This window comes from Acidocella sp. MX-AZ03 (assembly GCF_027626035.1).
GTDB classification, from domain to species: domain Bacteria; phylum Pseudomonadota; class Alphaproteobacteria; order Acetobacterales; family Acetobacteraceae; genus Acidocella; species Acidocella facilis.
In genome coordinates, this window is the sequence record NZ_CP110774.1 from 1,341,399 (window position 1) to 1,360,132 (window position 18,734).

Annotated in this window: 20 protein-coding genes, 1 tRNA gene and 1 pseudogene; 9 read left to right on the forward strand and 13 right to left on the reverse strand. The window is 62.9% G+C overall.

Features of this window, described 5'->3' with window-relative positions:
- Positions 1-77: 77 nt before the first annotated feature.
- From GT370_RS07625 to GT370_RS07665, 9 genes are all read right to left on the reverse strand, one after another.
- Positions 78-947, reverse strand: a complete 870-nt coding sequence (locus GT370_RS07625) for a universal stress protein (protein WP_008492384.1) — start codon at positions 945-947, stop codon at positions 78-80.
- 67 nt (positions 948-1,014) lie between these two features.
- A complete protein-coding gene (locus tag GT370_RS07630) occupies positions 1,015-1,608 on the reverse strand; it encodes an NAD(P)/FAD-dependent oxidoreductase (protein ID WP_270184159.1) in 594 nt (197 codons plus the stop codon).
- Positions 1,512-2,270: an NAD(P)/FAD-dependent oxidoreductase gene (locus GT370_RS07635; RefSeq protein ID WP_270184160.1), complete on the reverse strand. Its 759-nt coding sequence runs from the start codon at positions 2,268-2,270 to the stop codon at positions 1,512-1,514. Before GT370_RS07635 ends, GT370_RS07630 begins: the two co-directional genes overlap by 97 nt.
- 146 nt (positions 2,271-2,416) lie before the next feature.
- The gene (locus tag GT370_RS07640; RefSeq protein ID WP_008492382.1) at positions 2,417-3,766 is read right to left on the reverse strand and encodes a glutamine synthetase family protein; all 1,350 of its coding nucleotides are present in this window, start codon (positions 3,764-3,766) and stop codon (positions 2,417-2,419) included.
- Positions 3,767-3,819: 53 nt separating this feature from the next.
- Complete coding sequence (locus GT370_RS07645) at positions 3,820-4,410, reverse strand: extracellular solute-binding protein (RefSeq protein WP_270184161.1); 591 nt, start codon at positions 4,408-4,410, stop codon at positions 3,820-3,822.
- Entirely contained in the window at positions 4,364-4,879 is a 516-nt protein-coding gene (locus GT370_RS07650) for an extracellular solute-binding protein (protein ID WP_270184162.1), read from the reverse strand. Before GT370_RS07650 ends, GT370_RS07645 begins: the two co-directional genes overlap by 47 nt.
- A complete protein-coding gene (locus GT370_RS07655) occupies positions 4,879-5,715 on the reverse strand; it encodes an ABC transporter permease (protein WP_008492380.1) in 837 nt (278 codons plus the stop codon). The genes GT370_RS07650 and GT370_RS07655 overlap by 1 nt, the downstream gene beginning before the upstream one ends.
- Positions 5,712-6,626, reverse strand: coding sequence for an ABC transporter permease (locus tag GT370_RS07660; RefSeq protein ID WP_008492378.1), 915 nt, complete (start codon positions 6,624-6,626; stop codon positions 5,712-5,714). Before GT370_RS07660 ends, GT370_RS07655 begins: the two co-directional genes overlap by 4 nt.
- Before the next feature lie 33 nt (positions 6,627-6,659).
- On the reverse strand, positions 6,660-7,730 hold the full coding sequence (locus GT370_RS07665) for an ABC transporter ATP-binding protein (RefSeq protein WP_270184163.1): 1,071 nt from the start codon (positions 7,728-7,730) through the stop codon (positions 6,660-6,662).
- A 227-nt stretch (positions 7,731-7,957) separates the two neighbouring features.
- Between GT370_RS07665 and GT370_RS07670 the strand changes: the two genes are divergently transcribed.
- Positions 7,958-8,536 carry a cupin domain-containing protein gene (locus GT370_RS07670; RefSeq protein ID WP_008492376.1) on the forward strand — a complete coding sequence of 193 codons (579 nt, stop codon included), beginning with the start codon at positions 7,958-7,960 and terminating at the stop codon, positions 8,534-8,536.
- Positions 8,536-8,943, forward strand: coding sequence for a GFA family protein (locus GT370_RS07675; protein WP_008492375.1), 408 nt, complete (start codon positions 8,536-8,538; stop codon positions 8,941-8,943). Before GT370_RS07670 ends, GT370_RS07675 begins: the two co-directional genes overlap by 1 nt.
- A 123-nt stretch (positions 8,944-9,066) precedes the next feature.
- Here the strand turns inward: GT370_RS07675 and GT370_RS07680 are convergent, their stop codons facing one another.
- Positions 9,067-10,509 carry a glycoside hydrolase family 17 protein gene (locus GT370_RS07680; protein ID WP_270184164.1) on the reverse strand — a complete coding sequence of 481 codons (1,443 nt, stop codon included), beginning with the start codon at positions 10,507-10,509 and terminating at the stop codon, positions 9,067-9,069.
- A 193-nt stretch (positions 10,510-10,702) separates the two neighbouring features.
- On the opposite strand from GT370_RS07680, the gene GT370_RS07685 reads away from it, so the two are divergent.
- On the forward strand, positions 10,703-11,134 hold the full coding sequence (locus GT370_RS07685; protein WP_008492373.1) for a CoA-binding protein: 432 nt from the start codon (positions 10,703-10,705) through the stop codon (positions 11,132-11,134).
- A gap of 91 nt (positions 11,135-11,225) precedes the next feature.
- On the opposite strand, the gene GT370_RS07690 is transcribed toward GT370_RS07685, so the two are convergent.
- Entirely contained in the window at positions 11,226-12,086 is an 861-nt protein-coding gene (locus tag GT370_RS07690) for an EAL domain-containing protein (RefSeq protein WP_270184165.1), read from the reverse strand.
- 205 nt (positions 12,087-12,291) lie between these two features.
- Positions 12,292-12,367, reverse strand: a tRNA-Lys gene (locus tag GT370_RS07695).
- 267 nt (positions 12,368-12,634) lie between these two features.
- Here GT370_RS07695 and GT370_RS07700 point away from each other — a divergent pair.
- The 6 genes and pseudogenes from GT370_RS07700 (at position 12,635) to GT370_RS07725 (ending at position 17,466) form a co-directional block, all read left to right on the forward strand.
- Positions 12,635-13,464, forward strand: a pseudogene (locus GT370_RS07700) (ABC transporter permease subunit).
- 2 nt (positions 13,465-13,466) lie between these two features.
- Complete coding sequence (livM, locus tag GT370_RS07705; protein WP_008492368.1) at positions 13,467-14,738, forward strand: high-affinity branched-chain amino acid ABC transporter permease LivM; 1,272 nt, start codon at positions 13,467-13,469, stop codon at positions 14,736-14,738.
- 3 nt (positions 14,739-14,741) lie between these two features.
- Positions 14,742-15,569 carry an ABC transporter ATP-binding protein gene (locus tag GT370_RS07710; RefSeq protein ID WP_008492367.1) on the forward strand — a complete coding sequence of 276 codons (828 nt, stop codon included), beginning with the start codon at positions 14,742-14,744 and terminating at the stop codon, positions 15,567-15,569.
- On the forward strand, positions 15,566-16,285 hold the full coding sequence (locus GT370_RS07715; RefSeq protein ID WP_008492366.1) for an ABC transporter ATP-binding protein: 720 nt from the start codon (positions 15,566-15,568) through the stop codon (positions 16,283-16,285). Before GT370_RS07710 ends, GT370_RS07715 begins: the two co-directional genes overlap by 4 nt.
- Positions 16,286-16,360: 75 nt before the next feature.
- Positions 16,361-17,215 carry a branched-chain amino acid ABC transporter substrate-binding protein gene (locus GT370_RS07720; RefSeq protein ID WP_270184166.1) on the forward strand — a complete coding sequence of 285 codons (855 nt, stop codon included), beginning with the start codon at positions 16,361-16,363 and terminating at the stop codon, positions 17,213-17,215.
- Positions 17,212-17,466 (forward strand): ABC transporter substrate-binding protein, encoded by a 255-nt coding sequence (locus tag GT370_RS07725; RefSeq protein ID WP_270184366.1) that lies wholly within the window; start codon positions 17,212-17,214, stop codon positions 17,464-17,466. Before GT370_RS07720 ends, GT370_RS07725 begins: the two co-directional genes overlap by 4 nt.
- Positions 17,467-17,576: 110 nt before the next feature.
- On the opposite strand, the gene GT370_RS07730 is transcribed toward GT370_RS07725, so the two are convergent.
- Positions 17,577-18,716: a GNAT family N-acetyltransferase gene (locus GT370_RS07730; protein WP_008492364.1), complete on the reverse strand. Its 1,140-nt coding sequence runs from the start codon at positions 18,714-18,716 to the stop codon at positions 17,577-17,579.
- Positions 18,717-18,734: the final 18 nt, after the last annotated feature.

Consider the following 18,734-nt stretch of genomic DNA (forward strand, 5'->3'; position numbering starts at 1 on the left):
CGCGCTCGTTTCAATCCGCGGGGAGATTGTTTCAGATCAGCGCCAGATTTGCCGCGAAATGCCCGGAAAACCCGGCTTCAGCGGTTCATCAGCACCGAGAGATGCGCGTTTTCCAGCACATGCCGGGTAATCCCGCCCAGGATCAGCTGGCGCAGGCGTGAGGAGGTGGAATAGGCCCCCATGGTCAGCAGATCCGCATTGAAGGCGCGCGCCGCCGCCAGCAGCCCGGCGCCGATATTGCGCTCCACCGACGTGAACATGGCGATGTCGGCCTCGACGCCGTGATGCGAGATGTAGTCGCGCACCTCCTGCGCGCTGGGGCCGGGGCGGGTATAATCCTCGCACACCAGAATCCGCACCGCTTCCGCCTGGCGCACGAAGGGCATGGCGGAGGCGAGGGCCGAGGCCGCATAGGAGGTGCCGTTCCAGGCGATGGCGATGCGCTTGCCGATGCTGGCGGGCGGCGCCACCGGTGCCAGCAGCACCGGGCGGCCGGAATCGAACAGCACCGCATGCAGCGCCTCGGCGGCGGAGACATCCTCGCCGGAGAGCGGGTGCGGCACGATGGTCAGGTCCGCCAGACGCGCTTTATGCGCCACCAGCTGCTCCTCGCGCCCGGTGAGGGTGGTGAAGCTGGCACTCGGCTCATTGGTGCCACGATGCGCGGCGGCAATCGGCACCACGGCGGCTTCCGTCGCCTCCGCGAAAAGCGCCTGCAGCCCGCGCACACGCACCCCGCCCTCGCGTTCGGTCGCACTCATCATGTCCTCGATCAGCGCGCCCGACAGCCCTTCCCCCGCGAAAGGGGCGATCTCACGCGTGTCGGACTGGATATGCAGCACCTCCAGATGCGCATTCCACATGCGGGCCAGCAGCAGCCCGGCCTGCAGCGCCGCCGCGGCGGACTCCATGCTGCTGACAGGAAGAAGGAATTTGCGAACCGACATGCTTTCAAGCCTTCAAGAACAGAACCGTAACCGGATTATACTGCACTTAAGGCCTCAAGTGGCAAACTCAAAGCAAATCGCGCAGGCGGAACCAACTCGTGGCCAGCACCAGAGCCGGGGTGCGCAGCGCCTCGCCACCGGGGAAACGCGCATGCGGGATGCGGGCGAAGACGTCAAACCGCTCCGCCTGCCCCGCCACCGCCTCCGCCGCCAGCTTGCCGGCCAGGCCGGTGAGGGCCAGCCCATGCCCGGAGAAGCCTTCCAGGAACAGGATATTGCGCCCCAGCCGGCCGAAATGCGGGGCGCGGTTGCGGGTGATGTCGACGAACCCGCCCCAGGCGAACTCCACCTTGGCATCTTTGAGCTGCGGGAACACCTTCACCGCCCGCGCCAGCATCGCCGCCCCCAGATTACGCGGCGGGCGCTTTGAATAAGAGACGCGGCCGCCGAAGAGCATGCGGTCATCCGCCGAGCGGCGATAATAATCCAGCACGAAATTCAGATCCGCCACTGCCTCGTTGCCGGGAATGAGCGCGCGCACATCGGCCCGCGGCTCGGTCGCCATCACATAGGTGCCGACCGGCATGACATAGCCGCGCAGGCGCTTTTCCAGCCCCTCCAGATAGGCCCCGCCGGCGATGATGAGATGCTTCGCCCGCACCCGGCGGGGCCGACATGCAAGGTGACAATATCGCCCTCCTCGATGCGCGCAACCGGGCTGCCCGCAAACATCCGCGCCCCGGCCGCCTGCGCCGCGTTGGCCAGGCCCAGCGTGTAGTTCAGCGGATGCACATGCCCGGCGAGCTTATCCTCCAGCGCCGCAATATAGCGCGGGCTGGCGAGACGGGCGCGCAATGCCGCCCCTTCCAGCAGCGCCCCGACGGGCGCACCGAGTTTCGCCAGCGCCTCCTGCTCCTCGCGCAGCTCCCGCACATGGCGGGGCTTCAGGGCGGCATGCAGATAGCCGTGGCGCGGATCGCAGGGGATATCATGCTGGGCGATGCGGGCATAAAGCAGATCCACCGCCTCCACCGACATGTCCCACAGCTTGCGCGCCTCCTGGGCGCCGACGAGCTGGGTGATTTTATGCTGCCCGGCACCAAAGCCCGGCAGCACCTGGCCACCATTGCGCCCGGACGCGCCCCAGCCGATCTGTTTGGCTTCCAGCAGCACCGGCCGAAAGCCGCGCTCGGCCAGATGCAGCGCTGCGGAAACGCCCGAGATGCCGCCGCCGATAATGGCGACATCCGTCTCGATATCCTGATCCAACGCCGGCGCGGCAAAATCCACACGCCGCGTGGCATGGTAATAATTGTTATCCATCCGAGGGCCTAAAGTTTTAGAAGTTTTTGGGGATGTGGGGATTTTTTTCAAAAAGTCCCCACAGACGTTCGGGGTAGTGGCACCGTCGTCGCCACCGCCCCAACGTTTTCGCTGCTTTTTTGTAAAAAAGCGGCACCAAAAAACTTTTAGACGTTCAGCAACAGATGCTCACGCTCCCAGGACGAGATCACCCGCAGATAGGTCTCGTATTCCAGCCGCTTCACCGCCACCAGTACATCGACAATCTGGTCGCCCAACACCTCGCGGATTTCCGCCGAGCGGTCCATCAGATCCAGCGCATGGGACAACTCGCGCGGCAGCGTGTACTCACCCGCGTAGGCGGAGCCGATCTGCTCAGGCGTGCCCTGCAATTCCTGCACCATGCCGAGATAGCCGCAGGCCAGCGTCGCCGCGAAAGCCAGATATGGATTCGCATCCGCCCCCGGCACCCGGTTTTCCACGCGCATCGCCGCCGCATCGCCAAAGGGCACGCGCAAGCCACAGGTGCGATTGTCATAGCCCCATTGCAGATTGATCGGCGCGTTGGAAAAACGCGTGAGCCGGCGATAGGAATTCACATTCGGCGCGAAAATCGGCATGGTCGCGGGAATATATTTCTGCAGGCCGGCGAGATAGCTCTTGAACAAGGGGCTGGCCTTACCGTCGGCACCAGCGAAGAGGTTCTTGCCGGTCTTCGGATCGACGATGCTCTGATGCACATGCATCGCACTGCCCGGCTCATTGCTCATCGGCTTGGCCATGAAGGTGGCGTAGATATTATGCCGCAACGCCACCTCGCGCACCGTGCGCTTGAACAGGAACACCTGGTCTGCACGGTGCAGCGGGTCGCCATGCAGCAGGTTGATCTCCACCTGCGCCGCCCCTTCCTCATGGATCAGCGTGTCGAGATCCATCTCCTGCAGGTCGCAGAAATCATACATTTCCTCGAACAGCGGATCGAACTCGTTCACCGCGTCGATCGAGTAGGCTTGCCGTCCGCTCTCCTGGCGGCCGGAGCGGCCAACCGGTGGCACCAGCGGGTAATCAGGATCGGTATTGCGCCCGACCAGATAAAATTCCAGCTCCGGCGCCAGCACCGGCTGCCAGCCGCGCTCTTCGTAAAGCTTGAGCACACGCTGCAGGACTTGCCGAGGCGCGATCGGCACCGGCGTGCCGTTCGCGTATTGGCAATCATGGATGATCTGCGCGGTCGGCTCATGCGCCCAGGGCACCAGACGCACCGTGGAGGTATCCGGCACCAGCTTGATGTCGATGATCGCGGGATCGGTCAGCTTGTCGGTCGGGTCATCCGGATATTCGCCGGTGACGGACTGGATGAAAATCGCCTCCGGCAGACGCGGCGCGCCACCTTTGATGAATTTCTCCGCCGGCATGATCTTGCCGCGGGGAATGCCGGTAATGTCGGGCACCAGGCACTCGACTTCGGTGATCCGATGTTCCTCGAACCAGTCTTTCAGATTGATCTGTTCACTCATGTTATCCTCATGAAAAGGCGCGGCACCTAACAAGAAGATGCCGCGCGCGCGGGTTATTGCAGGACGCTGGTCCAGATCTGGTTGAACAGCTTGTACTTGGCGCCGGTGAGCGGAGCCAGGAACTGCAGATTCTTCATCTGTTCAGCGGTGGGCGTGATCAGCTCAGAGCTCATGATACCAGAGAGCTGCGGCTGCGCTGCCGCATTCGGGCTGGCATATTGGTTGAAGTTGGAGAGCGAGGCGCCGACGCTGGCATCCAGTATGTAGTTGATGAACTCGTTGGCGAGATCAGGATGCGGGGCATGGGCGGGAATGGCCATGGTATCCACCCAGATTTCGGAGCCCTGCTTGGGCAGGTAGAATTTCAGCTTCAGGCAGGTGCCATCGGCCTTGCAGCCCGCGATGTCGCCATTATAGGCCATGGAGGCGGCGATGAGCCCGTGCTTCATCTGGTCGCGCGCCGGGGTTTCATCGACGAAGCCGGCGAAATTCGGCCGCGCCTTGGTCGCCTTGATCAGCTTCGCCGCCTCGATCCATTGTTTCGGATCAGAGCAGTTGAAGCCATAGCCGAGATAGGCGCAGGCGGCACCGATCTGGTCACGTCCCTCGCCTTTCGGAATCACGAACGGATAGTTCGGGTTCACCTTGGGGTCGAAGAGAATCCCCAGCCATCGCCAGGATCCTTGATCTTGGACGGGTCATAGACAATGCCGGTGGTCCCCACTGGTAGGGGATGGAATATTTGTCGCCCGGGTCGTAGGTCGGGTTCTGGAAGCGGGCGGCGAGGTTCTTGAAATTGGTCAGCGCCGCATGATCGACCGGCTGCAGCAAGCCCTCATCGACCATTTCCGGCACGTAGTAGGAGGACGGCACCACCACGTCATATTGCGAATCACCGCCGGCGCGCAGCTTCGCCTCCATCTCGGCGTTGCTCTCGTAATCCGTCTCGACGACTTTGCAGTTACATTGCAGCTCGAACCCGTCGATGATCGATTCCGAAATATAATCGGACCAGATGAACAGATTCAAAGTCGGCTGGTCGGCCTTCGCCATTTGCGGCGCGACCAGCCCCAGCGCCAACGCGCCGGCGGCGAGGAGGGAGAGGCGTTTCATCAGATGGTTCCTTTTGCTGCGAGTTCGGCGCCGCGGGCGCGGTGCCTGGTGATGATGAAATGAAGCACGGCGAGAAGAATGACGGCACCGATCATCAACGTGCCGATGGCGTTGATCTCGGGTGTAACACCCTTGCGGGCGATGGCGCCGTAAATATAGATTGGCAAGGTCACGCTGCCGGGGCCGGCGGTGAAGAAGCTGATGGTGAAATCATCGATCGACAAGGTGATGCCAAGCAGGAAACCGCCGATGATCGCCGGCTGCACCACCGGCACGATCAGGTGCCAGAAGCTCTTCAACCCGTTGGCATAGAGATCATGCGCGGCATCGAACAGATTCTGGTCCAGCCCGGCCAGGCGCGCGAACACGGTCAGGGTCACGTAGGGGACCTGGAAGGTGATATGCGCGATCATCATCGTGCCCAGCCCTGCTCCCAGCAGGCCGGTGAAGCGATGCACGAAATTGAAGAAAATCAGTTCGGAAATGCCAAACACCAGGCTCGGCATGATGATCGGCGTGTAGATGATCAGGCTGGGCATATTCGCCAGCACGCCCTTCGCGCCGGGCGTGCGGAAGCGCGAGAGCCCATAGCCCAGCAACACCCCCAGCACGGTGGAGATGATCGCCGAGCCGATCGCCAATATCAGCGAACGGCGCAGGGCGGCGAAGACGCTATGGTCGTGCAGCATCACCCCGTAGGCATAGACCGAAAGCCCCTGCGTATGCGGCGCCGGGGCGAAGGAATACCAGGCCACCAGCGCCAGGGGCGTGTAGAGCAGCACATAGATCGGCCAGGAAAAGCCGGCCAGCGCGCGGCGGACATTGCGCGGGATCATATCGACGCCTCCTCGGCCCCGCCCAGCCTGCGGCTGAGCACCCGGAAGGCGACAAGCCCAAGCCCGGTGACGACGAGCATGATCAAGGTCAGCGCCGCACCATAGGGCCAGTCCGGCGTTTCAGTGAATTGGTTGGCGATCAGCGAGCCGATCATCAACGCCTTGTCGCCACCCAGCAGTTGCGGCACCACGTAATCGCCGAAAGCGGGGATGGCCACGAAGATGACACCCGACAAAAGCCCCGGCAGAGTCTGGGGAAATACGGTATGGAAAAACAGCTTGGCCCCGGAGGCGTAAAGATCCCGCCCGGCTTCCACCAGCGTCCAGTCCAGCTTCTCCGCCGAGGCGTAGAGCGGCACGATCATGTAGGGCAGGTAATTATAGGCAAGCCCGGTGGTCACCGCGAAACTGCCCGGGGCGATGCCCAGATCAGGTGCTACCAGATGCAGATGATGCGCCACCCAGGTCAGCGGCGCGTTCGGCCCCAACAGTTCCAGCCAGGCATAGGTGCGCACCACCTGGTTGGTCCAGCTCGGCAGCACGATGAACAAAAGCAGCAGCGGCCTGATGGGTTCAGGACGTGACAGGATGAAGAACACCAGCGGGTAGGACAACACCGCCGAGACCAGCGTGGCGATGCCCGCCTGCTGCAGCGAACGCAGCAGGATGGAGATATTGCCCGCATCCCAACCCAGCAGCGAAAACCCCGCCACCTGCTGGAACGGCTGCAGCGACAGCGGCAGGATCGGCGCGCCGTAATCATCGGCGCTCATGAAGGCGATGCCCAGCAGCACCAGGCTCGGGATCAACAGAAACAGAACGATCCAGAATAATCCTGGGCCGGATGTCATCCACAGACGCCTTCGCTGGCGCGCCTGCTCCAGCGCCACTTCGGTGACAGCGCCGCTCATGGCTCGATCAACATGATGTTCTCCGGCTTCAGCTCAACGACGATCTTCTCCCCGGCCGCCAGCTGCGCTCGGCCGCCTGGTTGTTGGTGTCGTAAGCGAGCACGAATTTGTTCTCACCGACCTCGACGCGATATTGCGTCGCCGCCCCATATAGATCGCTTCGCGGATGATGCCGAAAAACTGGTTGGGCCGGCCATAAGGCGCGGCGTCCTCGCTATAGAGCCAGATCTTTTCCGGCCGGATCATCGCCATGCGCGCCGCCGGCAACATTTCGGAAATGGTGAGCCGCCCCAAAGGCGTTTCCGCCTCATGGTCGCTGATCGGGGTGATCTGCCAGATATTGGAGAGCCCCAGAAACTCCGCGACAAAGACATTGCGCGGCCGCTCATACACATCCAGCACCGGGCCGATCTGCTGGATCCTGCCCTTGCTCATCACCGCCATCCGGTCGGACATCACCAGCGCCTCGTGCTGGTCATGGGTGACAAAGATGAAGGTCATGCCAAGGCGTTTCTGCATGCGCAGCAGCTCGATCTGCAATTCCGCGCGCAGCTTCGCATCCAAAGCGGAAAGCGGCTCGTCCAGCAGCACCACTTCCGGTTCATTCACCAGCGCGCGCGCCAACGCCACACGCTGGCGTTGGCCGCCAGAGAGCTGTGCGGCCTTGCGCTTGGCGAAAGCGCCGATCTGCATCATCTCCATGATCGCATCGACGCGCTGCTTGCGCTCGGCCGATTTCACCCCGCGCATGCGCAGGCCAAAGCCGATATTCTGCTCGACATCGAGATGCGGAAACAGCGCGTAGGACTGGAACACCGTATTCACCGGGCGTTCATGCGCCGGCACGGACTGCATCTCCCGCCCGGAAATCAAAATCCGCCCCTCATCGGGCGTCTCGAAACCCGCGATCATCCGCAAGAGCGTGGTCTTGCCGCAACCCGAGGGGCCGAGAAGGGTGAAGAATTCGCCGGCCTTGATCTCAAGGTCGATATGATCGACAGCCGGAATCGTGCCGGCGAAAATGCGCGTAATCCCGCTCAGCGAGATTGCACCGCGCGCCCCCGTCTGGGCTTCGGTACCTGCGATGGCTAACGTGGAGGACATCAGCCTTTCCTCCGCCAACAGCCTGAAATTTGATTATTCTTATACGGCTTTCTGGTCCACAGCACGCAAACCCTCAAGTTTTGTTAATGCCGCACTCTCGCTTAACTGCCTGAGAGGCGTCAAGAATATTCGGTAGGACTTTTCGCCGAACGGACGGCTTTTTGTTGCAACAGGCCGAGGTTTATAGGTAAATTGTTGAAAATACTAAACGCAAGGATCGAAGTTTTATGTCAGTGCCCCTCCCGGCCGAAACCAGTACGGACGATATCGGCACGCGCTTGAAGCTGGTCCGGCAGATTTTCGGGCTGACCCAGCGCGAACTTGCGCGCCGCGCCGGGGTGACCAACGGGGCGATTTCGCTGATCGAACAGAACCGGGTCAGCCCCTCGATTTCCTCGCTGAAGAAAATTCTCGATGGCATTCCGCTGACCCTGGCGGATTTCTTCACATTGGATTTCTCGCCTTCGGACGAGGTGTTCTTCACCGCCGCGGAGCTGACCGAGATCGCCTACCAGCCGGAAATGTCGATGCGGCTGGTCGGGCGCAAGGCCAAGGGCCGGGCGCTGGGCATGCTGCGCGAAACCTACCAGCCGGGGGCCGATACTGGCGATACGATGCTGCGCCATGAGGGCGAGGAATGCGGAATCATCGTCTCGGGCAGCCTGACGGTGACGGTGGGGGTGCAGGAGCGCGTACTCAATCCGGGCGACGCCTATTATTTCCGCTCCGATATTCCGCACCGCTTCCGCAACCAGGGCGAGGAGCCTTGCGTGCTGATCAGCGCCAACTCGCCGCCGACCTTCTGATGGCGCTCCTCACCGGCGGCTGTCTGTGCGGGGCTGTGGCCTATCGGCTGGAGCATCTGCCCGGCGATGTGGCGGATATATGTTTCTGCCGGGAATGCCGGAAAGCCTCCGGCGCGGCGGGGCTGCCCTGGGTGCAGGTGCCCCCTGCCCGCTTTGCGGTAACCAAGGGCACGGCGCGCGGCTTTGCGTTTTCCAAGGCGGCGACGCGTTGGTTCTGCGGCGATTGCGGCACACCGCTTTACATGACGGACCCGGAGGGGCGCTCGGTAGGGGTGACGCTGGGCTCGCTGGACGAGCCGGAGGCAATCCGCCCGACCACGCAGGGCTGGGTGTGCGAGCGCGTGTCCTGGCAGGGATTGGATGCGGGGCTGCCAGCGTTCGAAAAATCCCCGCCTTATGATTTATAGAAGTTTTTGGTGCCGCTTTTTTCAAAAAGCGGCGAAAAGCGTTTGGGGTGGTGGCAGCAGCGGTGCCAACATCCCAGACGTTTCGTGGCCCTTTTTGAAAAAAGGGCCACACCCCAAAAACTTTTATTTTTTGCGCTGCGCGTAGGCGAGCAGCACCGGGGCCGCCAGCACCAACGCCGCGACATTCCACATCACGAAATCCAGATTGGCCAGCCCCTCGATCGCCACATCCACCACCCCCAGCACCGCCAGCGCGCCACCAGCCAGGCATTCCTCCCAGCCCAACGCCGGCCGGTCCTTGGTCCAGAGCCGCAGCACCGAGGCCATCGCCGGCACGATGAACACCGCCATCGGCGCATCCCGATAGCGCCCATCGAACACCAGCAGCGCCTCAAAAACCGCCGCCGAGGCCAGGAACAAGAACCAGAGCCCGCCATAATCCAGCCCCGGACGCAGGTGCCGCCAGCCCGCCAGCGCCTGCGCCCCGCTGCGCGCCGGAGCCACCGGGCGGCGCGCCAGAATCGCATCCGCCCGGCGCAACGCCAGCACCGCCAGCAGCGCCTGCAGCGGCAAATTCACCAGCGCATCCAGCCGCAGCCAGTTATCATAGAGCATCGGCAGCGTGCCCATGCAGGCAATGGCAAAGCCGTTCCCCAACGCAAAGGCCGGCACCGCCAGCCGCAGATTGCGAAACCCGACCGCGGCGAACAGCAGGCAGCCCGAAAGTGCTGCCAGCGCCGCATACCAGGGCCAGGAGGGATGCTCGACCACCGGGCCATTCAGCGGGAATTTCTGCACCCGGTCGGCGTTCCAGATGCCCCAATTGGCCCCGGCCACGCCCTCATCCTCATATTTCCAGTTCTGGTCGAACGCCTCGATCAGGTTGTAATCCACCCCCTCCTTGGCCGCGAGCCCGACGAAGCGGCGCAGAAACACTGCCTCATTCACCCGCGAAGGTGCGGCCGGCCCGCGCCAGCGCCCGCGCGAGGGCCAGCCGGTCTCGCCGATGGAAATCTGCTTGCCCGGGAACAGCCGCTTGAAATGCGCCGTGGTGGAGTCGATCTCCGCCAGCGCGTCATCCACCGAAAGCGGGGTATTTTCCCAATAGGGGAGGAAATGGATCATCACGATATCCACATGCGGCGCCACTTGCGGGAATTGCTCCCAGAAATCCGTGACATCCGCATAGGCCACCGGCTGCTTCACCTGGGCGCGGACGCTGTCGATATCCTTGATCAGATCATCCACCGAGAGATCCCGGCGCAGCAGCACCTCATTGCCGACAATCACCCGGGTGACGGTATCCGGATAGGCCTTCGCCTCGGCGATGCCGATGGCCATTTCCTTGGCGTTATCGGCCGGGTTGGCGCTGAGCCAGATGCCCAGCCACATTTTCAAGCCGGCCTTCTTCGCCAGCCCGGCAATATCGGTCCCGGCCTTGATCCGCGCCAGCGTCTCCGCCGGCGTGCCCTCGATGGCCGAATAGGTCCGGATGCCATCCGCCTGGCCTTTGATCAGGTTGAGGTCGCGTGAAATTTCCGCAGGGGTGGGAAAATCCTTGTCCATCGGCGTCTGCCAGGACTGGTAGGGGCATAGGACAAGGAGTTGAACTTGCCGGCCGGCATGGTCACATCTCCAGCCTGAGGCTGATTCGGCCCCCGCCAGAGCAGAATGGTGAGCAGGCTGAGCAGCACGCAGGTGGAAAGACCTTTGATCATGGCCAATGGCTTAGCCAATGGCCCGGTTTTGGAAAAGAGACATGACCGACGAGACGAATGACCAGGACCTCACCCGCATCCTCACCGGCACCAGGCGCATCGCCCTGGTCGGCGCCTCCGCCAAGCCGGACCGGCCTTCTTATGGGGTGATGCGCTTTCTGCTCAACCATGGCTATGACGTGGTGCCGGTGAACCCGGCGCTGGCGGGGGCGGAGATCCATGGCCGCAAAGTGGTGGCCACGCTGGCGGAAGCCGCGCCGTTCGACATGCTGGACGTGTTCCGCCGCCCCTCGGAAGCGCTGGCGCCGGTGCGCGAGGCGATTGGCCTGCACGCCAAGACGGTATGGATGCAATTGGGCGTGATCAACCAGAAAGCCGCCGAGGAGGCGCGGGCCGCCGGGCTGAATGTGGTGATGAATCGCTGCCCGGCGATGGAAATGCCACGTCTTGGCGTCGCCGGCCCCCTAACCTGAATTCTCAAAAGTTTTTTGGTGCCGCTTTTTTCCAAAAAAAGCGGCAAAAACGTCTGGGGTTCTGGCAACGCCGATAACCCACCCAAAACCTTTATAAACTTTCCTGCCGGCTGAACCTCAGGCCGGCAGCGCCAGCGCCGGCTTCGCCCATTCGCGCAGCCACGGCAGCACATCCTCCCCGCCATCGGCCGGGCGATGGAATAGCCCTGGGCGATTCGGCAGCCGAGCCCGAGCAGGGTCGGCCAATCATCCCGGCGCTCAACGCCCTCGGCGACGAAATCCGCCCCAGCGCCTCGCAGAACATCGCCAGGCTGCGCACCAGCGAGGCGTTGAAGCGATTCACCTCCAGATCTGTCACGAACGCGCAATCCAGCTTGATTTCCGGCACCATGAATTCACGCAGATAAGTAAAAGAGGTATATCCCGCGCCGAAATCATCGATCGAGAGGCTCACCCCATGGTCGCGCAGCTGATGGACCATGGCCTGCCCCTTGGCGAGATTGACCAGCAGCGCAGTCTCGGTCAGCTCCAGCGAAATGCGCGCGGCCGGCACCTCGTAAAACGCCAGCTGACGCAGCAGCCGGGGCACGAACTCGTCATCCTCCAGCATCCGCGCGGAGATATTGATCGCGATTTTGAGGAAATGGCCGCGCGCCTGCCATAAAGCGCATTGCCCCAGCGCCAGCTCGATCGTCTTGTCGGTAAAGGCGGCGAGCAGCGGCGAGCTTTCAACCGCCGGCACGAAATGATACGGGCCAATCAGCCCTTTGCGCCCATGCTGCCAGCGCACCAGCGCCTCGAAACCAACCACTTCGCGCGTATCCAGCCGGATTTTCGGTTGATAATGCATGATCAACTCGTTGCGGCGGATCGCCTGCGCCATTTCGGCCAGCATCCCGTCCTGGCCGGGCAAGGCGGCAGCACATTCCCCGCCCTCTCCACGTCCACCCATGGAAGGGGACGCGTACGGGCAAATTGCGTGTTGAGCCTGATAAAGCCCGGTATCCGCTGACACTTGAGCCTTCCCTTCACCGCCGCCACTGAAATACCAGCCCCCGCAACGGGACTGACGAACAGACGCGAAGTTTCGCAGGAAAAGCTTAAGCCCCGGTAATCATTCCAGCGCTTGGCGGTATGTCTAGAAAAATTTGGAAGGTTGGTGGGTGCACAAGGATTCGAACCTTGGACCTACTGATTAAGAGTCAGCTGCTCTACCAACTGAGCTATGCACCCAACCTGTGCGGCACCGTGAGGCGCTGCGGTGGGCGGCTCTATAACGGCTGATTTTGAGCTTGAAAAGCCCCGGGGGAAAGTTTTTGTCGATCGGGTCCAGCCCGCCCAAAATGCCCCGGGCATTGACCTTAACGCATTGGTCATATCCAATAGGCGCATGATTACGGCTTTTTTAAGGAACACGTGCACATGGCCTATGCACTGCAGCAACTGATCAACGGCCTGACGCTAGGCATGATCTATGGCCTGATCGCCATTGGCTATACAATGGTCTACGGCATCATCGGCATGATCAATTTCGCGCATGGTGATGTTTTTATGATCGGCGCCTTCGTCGGCATCATCATCTTGACAGCCTTGTCCACCGTCACCTCCCTGCCCGTGGCCCTCGCCGCGGCCTTCGTCATTTCAGCCTTCATCTGCGCTGTGTACGGCTTCTCCATCGAGCGCGTGGCCTACCGGCCGCTGCGCGGCTCCTTTCGCCTGGCGCCGCTGATCTCGGCCATCGGGATGTCGATCGTGCTGGAAAATTACGTGCAGGTGAGCCAAGGTGCGCTGGAGCGGGCGATTCCCAACCTGCTGCCCGGCGGCATCGTGCTGCTGAAGCAGGGCGATTTCGTTGTGCAGCTGACCTGGATGCAGCTCGCCATCATCATCGTCACCCTCGTGCTGCTGGCGGCCTTCACCTATCTGGTCACCAAAACCCGCTGGGCCGGGCGATGCGCGCGGTTGAGCAGGATGCGAAAATGGCCGCCCTCTTGGGCGTCAACACCAACCGCACGATCAGCCTCACCTTCGTCATCGGCTCGGCCCTGGCCGCCTTCGCCGGGGTGATGTTCCTGCTCTATTACGGGGTGATCGATTTCTATATCGGCTTCAATGCCGGCATCAAAGCCTTCACCGCGGCGGTGCTGGGCGGCATCGGCTCGCTGCCGGGCGCGGTGCTGGGCGGGCTGTTGATCGGGCTGATCGAGGCGTTCTGGTCCGGCTATGCCACCGTCGCCTATAAGGACGCGGCGGTCTATTCGATCCTGGCCATCGTGCTGATGTTCATGCCCTCCGGCCTGCTCGGCCGCCACGAGATCGAGAAGGTCTGATCATGCTGGAAGATCTCAAAGATGCGGGCCTCTGCGCATTTTTCGCGCTGCTGATTTTCGCCCCCTTCCTCGGCGTGCATCTGGGGGACGGCACCTCCGGCAATCTCACGCTCGGCCCAACGCCGGAGCGGCTGGCGCTGGCGGTGGCCGCCACCTTCATCGCCCGCATGGCGATGCTGGCCTGGCACAGGCTACGCGGCAAGCGCACCGCCAAGCCCAGCAATGGCGCCGCCGCCGCCCGGGCGGCAAAATATATCGGCCCGGTGCTGCTGGCGGTGGCGATCATCTTCCCGCTGCTGCCCGGCATGCCCAACGCCTATATCGATCTCGGCGTGCTCATCCTCACTTACGTGATGCTGGGCTGGGGGCTGAACATCGTCGTCGGCCTCGCCGGCCTGCTCGATCTCGGCTACGTCGCCTTCTATGCCGTCGGCGCCTATTCCTTCGCGCTGCTGGCCTCGAATTTCGGGCTCGGCTTCTGGGAGTGCCTGCCGCTGGCCGGCATCCTCGCCGCCTTCTGGGGCGTGTGCCTGGGCTTTCCGGTGCTGCGGCTGCGTGGCGACTATCTGGCCATCGTCACCCTCGCTTTCGGGGAAATCATCCGGCTGGTCATCACCAACTGGGTCTCGCTCACCGGCGGGCCCAACGGTCTGCTCGGCATGCCAGCCCCTAGCCTGTTCGGGCTGAAATTCTCCATGGCCGGCGGCCCGGGCACCTTCGCCGGCTTCTTCGGCGTCGACCCGATGCCCTGGCAGAAAACCGCCTATCTTTTCTATGTGATCCTGGCGCTGGCGCTGCTCACCAACTGGGTGACGCTGCGGCTGCGCAAACAGCCCCTGGGCCGCGCCTGGGAGGCGCTGCGCGAGGATGAGATCGCCTGCCGCTCGCTTGGCATCAATGTGCGCAACACCAAACTCACCGCCTTCGCCATCGGCGCGATGTTCGGTGGCTTCGCCGGCTGCTTCTTCGCCGCACGGCAGAGCTTCATCAGCCCGGATAGCTTCACCTTCATCGAATCCGCCACCGTGCTCGCCATCGTGGTGCTGGGTGGAGCTGGCAGCCAGCTCGGCGTGGTGCTGGCCGCCTGCGTGATGATCGGCATTCCCGAATTGCTGCAATCGCTGCAGATCTACCGCATGCTGATCTTCGGCCTGGCGCTGGTGACCATCATGGTGGTGCGCCCGCGCGGCTTCATCTCCATCCGCCGCCCCTCGGTCTCGTTGGGCAAAGCGAAAATGATCGGCGCGGAATTGCGCGCCGAAGGCAAGGGCTGAGCCATGACCATTCTCTCCGTCTCCAACCTGACGATGCGTTTTGGCGGCCTCACCGCGGTCAATAACGTGTCCTTCGCCGCTGAGCGCGGCCATATCACCGCCGTCATCGGCCCCAACGGTGCGGGCAAGACCACGCTCTTCAACTGCATCACCGGCTTCTACAAGCCGACCGAAGGCAGCATCGCGATGTCGCCCAGCCTGGGCAAAATCGTGCGGCTGGAGAAGCTGGCCGGCCACCAGGTCGCCTCCAAGGGCAAGGTGGCGCGCACCTTCCAGAATATCCGCCTGTTCGGCGGCATGACGGCGCTGGAAAACCTGCTGATCGCGCAGCATAACAAGCTGCAATCGGCAACCGGCTTCGGCGTGCTCGGCGTGCTCGGGCTGGGCGGCTATCGCAAGGCCGAGAAACAGGCGATCGAGCTGGCCAAGCACTGGCTGGACCAGACCGGGCTGATGGCCCGCGCCGACGATCCCGCCGGCGCCCTGCCTTATGGCGACCAGCGCCGCCTGGAAATCGCCCGCGCCATGTGCACCGAGCCCGCCTTGCTCTGCCTGGACGAGCCGGCCGCCGGCCTCAACCCGCGCGAATCCGCCGGGCTCAACCAGCTGCTTCTGAAAATCCGCGATGAAGGCTGCTCGCTGCTGCTCATCGAACATGACATGGGCGTCGTGATGAAGATTTCCGACCATATTATCGTGCTCGACCACGGCAAGAAGATCGCCGATGGCAGCCCGACCGAGATCCGCAACGACCCCGCCGTCATCGCCGCCTATCTCGGCGAGGGCGACGAGGACGACCCCGACGCGCCGGTGGCGGAGAGCGTGGCATGAGCAATGTTCTCGAACTCCAGGGGGTGAGCAGCTTTTACGGCCCAATCCAGGCGCTGCGCGATGTCTCCATCGAGGTGCCGGAAGGCGAGATCGTCACCCTGATCGGCGCCAATGGCGCCGGCAAATCCACGCTGATGATGACCATTTTCGGCATGCCCAAGGCCAAGACCGGCCGAGTGCTGTATTATGGCGAGGACATCACCACCCTTCCCGCCTTCCAGATCGCCCGCAAGGGCATCGCCCAGTCGCCGGAAGGGCGGCGAATTTTCCCGCGCATGAGTGTCGAGGAAAACCTGCTGATGGGCGCGCAGGTGATCGATTACGAAGATTACGACGTGAACCTGAAAAAGATGTTCGCGTTGTTCCCCAGGCTGCAGGAGCGCTTCGCGCAACGCGCCGGCACGCTCTCTGGCGGCGAACAACAAATGCTGGCCATTGCCCGCGCGCTGATGAGCAAGCCGAAGCTGCTGCTGCTGGACGAGCCCTCGCTGGGCCTGGCTCCGCTGGTGATCAAGCAGATTTTCGGTGCCATCCGCGACCTCAACCGGGAAACCGGGCTCACCGTTCTGCTGGTCGAGCAGAATGCCAACCAGGCGCTGCGCCTGGCGCACCGCGCCTATGTTCTGGTCAATGGTCAGCTGACCATGCAGGGCACTGGCGCGGAACTGCTCGCCAAGCCCGAAATCAGGGCCGCCTATCTCGAAGGCAGCCATTGATACGGCCCATTTTTTGGGCTCATACTCGTTTTGCACCTTGTCTAAGATCGTCACCATAAACAACAGGAGCAGACTTTGCGTAACATCCTTTTTGGCACCGCCGCGCTGCTGGCGCTCGGCACCGGCCTCGCCCATGCGCAGATCAAGATCGGCATGGCCGGTCCCCTCACCGGCTCCAACGCCGCCTTCGGCGTGCAGATGAAGACCGGCTTCGACCTCGCGATCTCCGACATCAACAAGGCCGGCGGCGTGCTCGGCAAGCAGCTGGTGCCGGTGCCGGTGGACGATGCCTGCGATCCGAAGCAGGCCGTCTCCGCCGCCAACACGCTGGTCTCCGATGGCGTGGTGATGGTGGACGGGCATTTCTGCTCCGCCTCCTCGATCCCGGCCAGCAAGGTCTATGAGGATGCCGGCATCCTGCAGATCTCCCCGGCCTCGACCAACCCGGCCTACACCGATGATGGCAGCCCCTACACCTTCCGCACCTGCGGCCGTGACGACCAGCAGGGCAAGGTGGCCGCGGAATATATCGCCAAGCACTTCCCCAAGGCGAAGATCGCGGTGCTGGACGATAACTCCACCTACGGCAAGGGCATTGCCGACCAGGTGCGGCTGAACCTGAAGAAGCTGGGCGTGAAGGTGGCCTACAACACCTCCTACACCGCCGGCGACAAGGACTACTCCGCGCTGATCTCGCGCATGAAGGAGCAGGGCATCACCCTGGTCTATATGGGCGGCTATTATTCCGATATGGGCCTGATCATGCGCGAAGGCGTCACCCAGGGCTTCACGCCGCAATATTTCTCGGAAGACGCGGCCGTGACCTCCGCCCTGTGGCAGGTGGCCGGCAGCGCCGCTGAAGGCATGCTGATGACCTTCCGCCGCCGGCCGAGAAGGACCCGGCCGCCGCCAAGGTCGTCGCCGAACTGACCGCCGCGAAGGAAGACCCGTCCGGCTATGTGCTGTACTCCTACGCCACCGTGCAGGTCTGGGCGGAAGCCGCCAAGAAGGCCGGCACCACCAACCCCACCAAGGTCGCGAAAGAGCTGAAGGCGGGCGGGCCGTGGAACACCGTGCTCGGGCCGATCAAGTTCGACTCCAAGGGCGACGTCGTCAACGCCGCCTACGCCATCTACAAGTGGCATGACGGCAATTACGCCATGTACGCGCTGAAGCCGTAAGGCCTGCGCCCAGAAAACGGAAAAGCCCGGCATTATGCAGGGCTTTTTTATGTCGGGCGGAATCTGGCCGCCCCGCAGGCTGTCGACCGGATTAACCCAAGATTTTTAGCCTAACTCTCCCCATCCCGCCGATACGGCCCCTCGGCCGCCATCGCCTCCATCGCGCTCAGCATTTCCTCGCGCTCGGCCGCGACAAATTCCGCCACCGCCGCGCGCAGGCCGGGATGTTCGATATAATGCGCCGAGTAGGTGGGCTTGGGCAGGTAGCCGCGCTGGATCTTATGCTGCCCCTGCGCCCCGGCCTCCACCCGCTTCAGCCCGTGCGCGATGGCGTAGTCGATCGCCTGGTAATAGCAGAGCTCGAAATGCAGGAAGGGCACATCCTCCAGCGCCCCCCAATTGCGCCCGTACAGCACGCCGTCGCCGCGCAGATTAAGCGCCCCGGCGATCGGCTTGCCGTTCCGCTCCGCCAGCATCAGCACCACGCGCTCCCCCAGGCGTTGGCCCAGCAGCGGGAAGAATTCCGGGGTCAGATACGCCCCGCCCCATTTGCGCTCGACTGTGGAGAGATAGAATTCATAGAATATCGCCCAGATCGCCGGCGTCAGCTCTGGCCCGCTCAGCGCCCGGAAGGTCAGCCCCGCCTGGGCGTCGCGCCGCTCACGGCGAATGGCTTTGCGCTTGCGCGAGGAGAGCGCGCCGAGAAATTCCTCGAAGCTCTCATAGCCTGGATTTTCCCAGTGAAACTGCATGCCCAGCCGCTGCAGCCAGCCGGCCCGGCCCAGCCCCTCCCACTCCGCCTCGGTGCAGAAGGTCACATGCGCGGAGGAGGTTTTGGTGGCGTTGCAACTCGCCTCCAGCGCCGCCGCCATCACCTCCGGCGTCGCCCCCAGCAGCCTTGGCCCCGGCACCGGGGAGAAAGGCGATGCCACCTGCAATTTCGGATAATAGCGCCCGCCGGCGCGCTCGAAAGCATTGGCCCAGCCCTGGTCGAACACATATTCGCCGTAGGAATGGGTTTTCGCATAGGCCGGCGCCACCGCCTGCAGCCCGCCCGCCGCGTCGCGCAACGCCAGATGCCGGGGATGCCAACCGCTACGCCCGCCGACAGAGCCGCTTTCCTCCAGGCTTGAGAGAAACGCATAGGAGATAAACGGGTTATCCTCCCTGAAGCACCCGTCCCATGCCTCTTGCCCGATCTCGGCAATCGTCGGAAAAATCTCAAGCTGTAGAGATGTCTCACCGTCCATGCCCTACCATATGCGGTG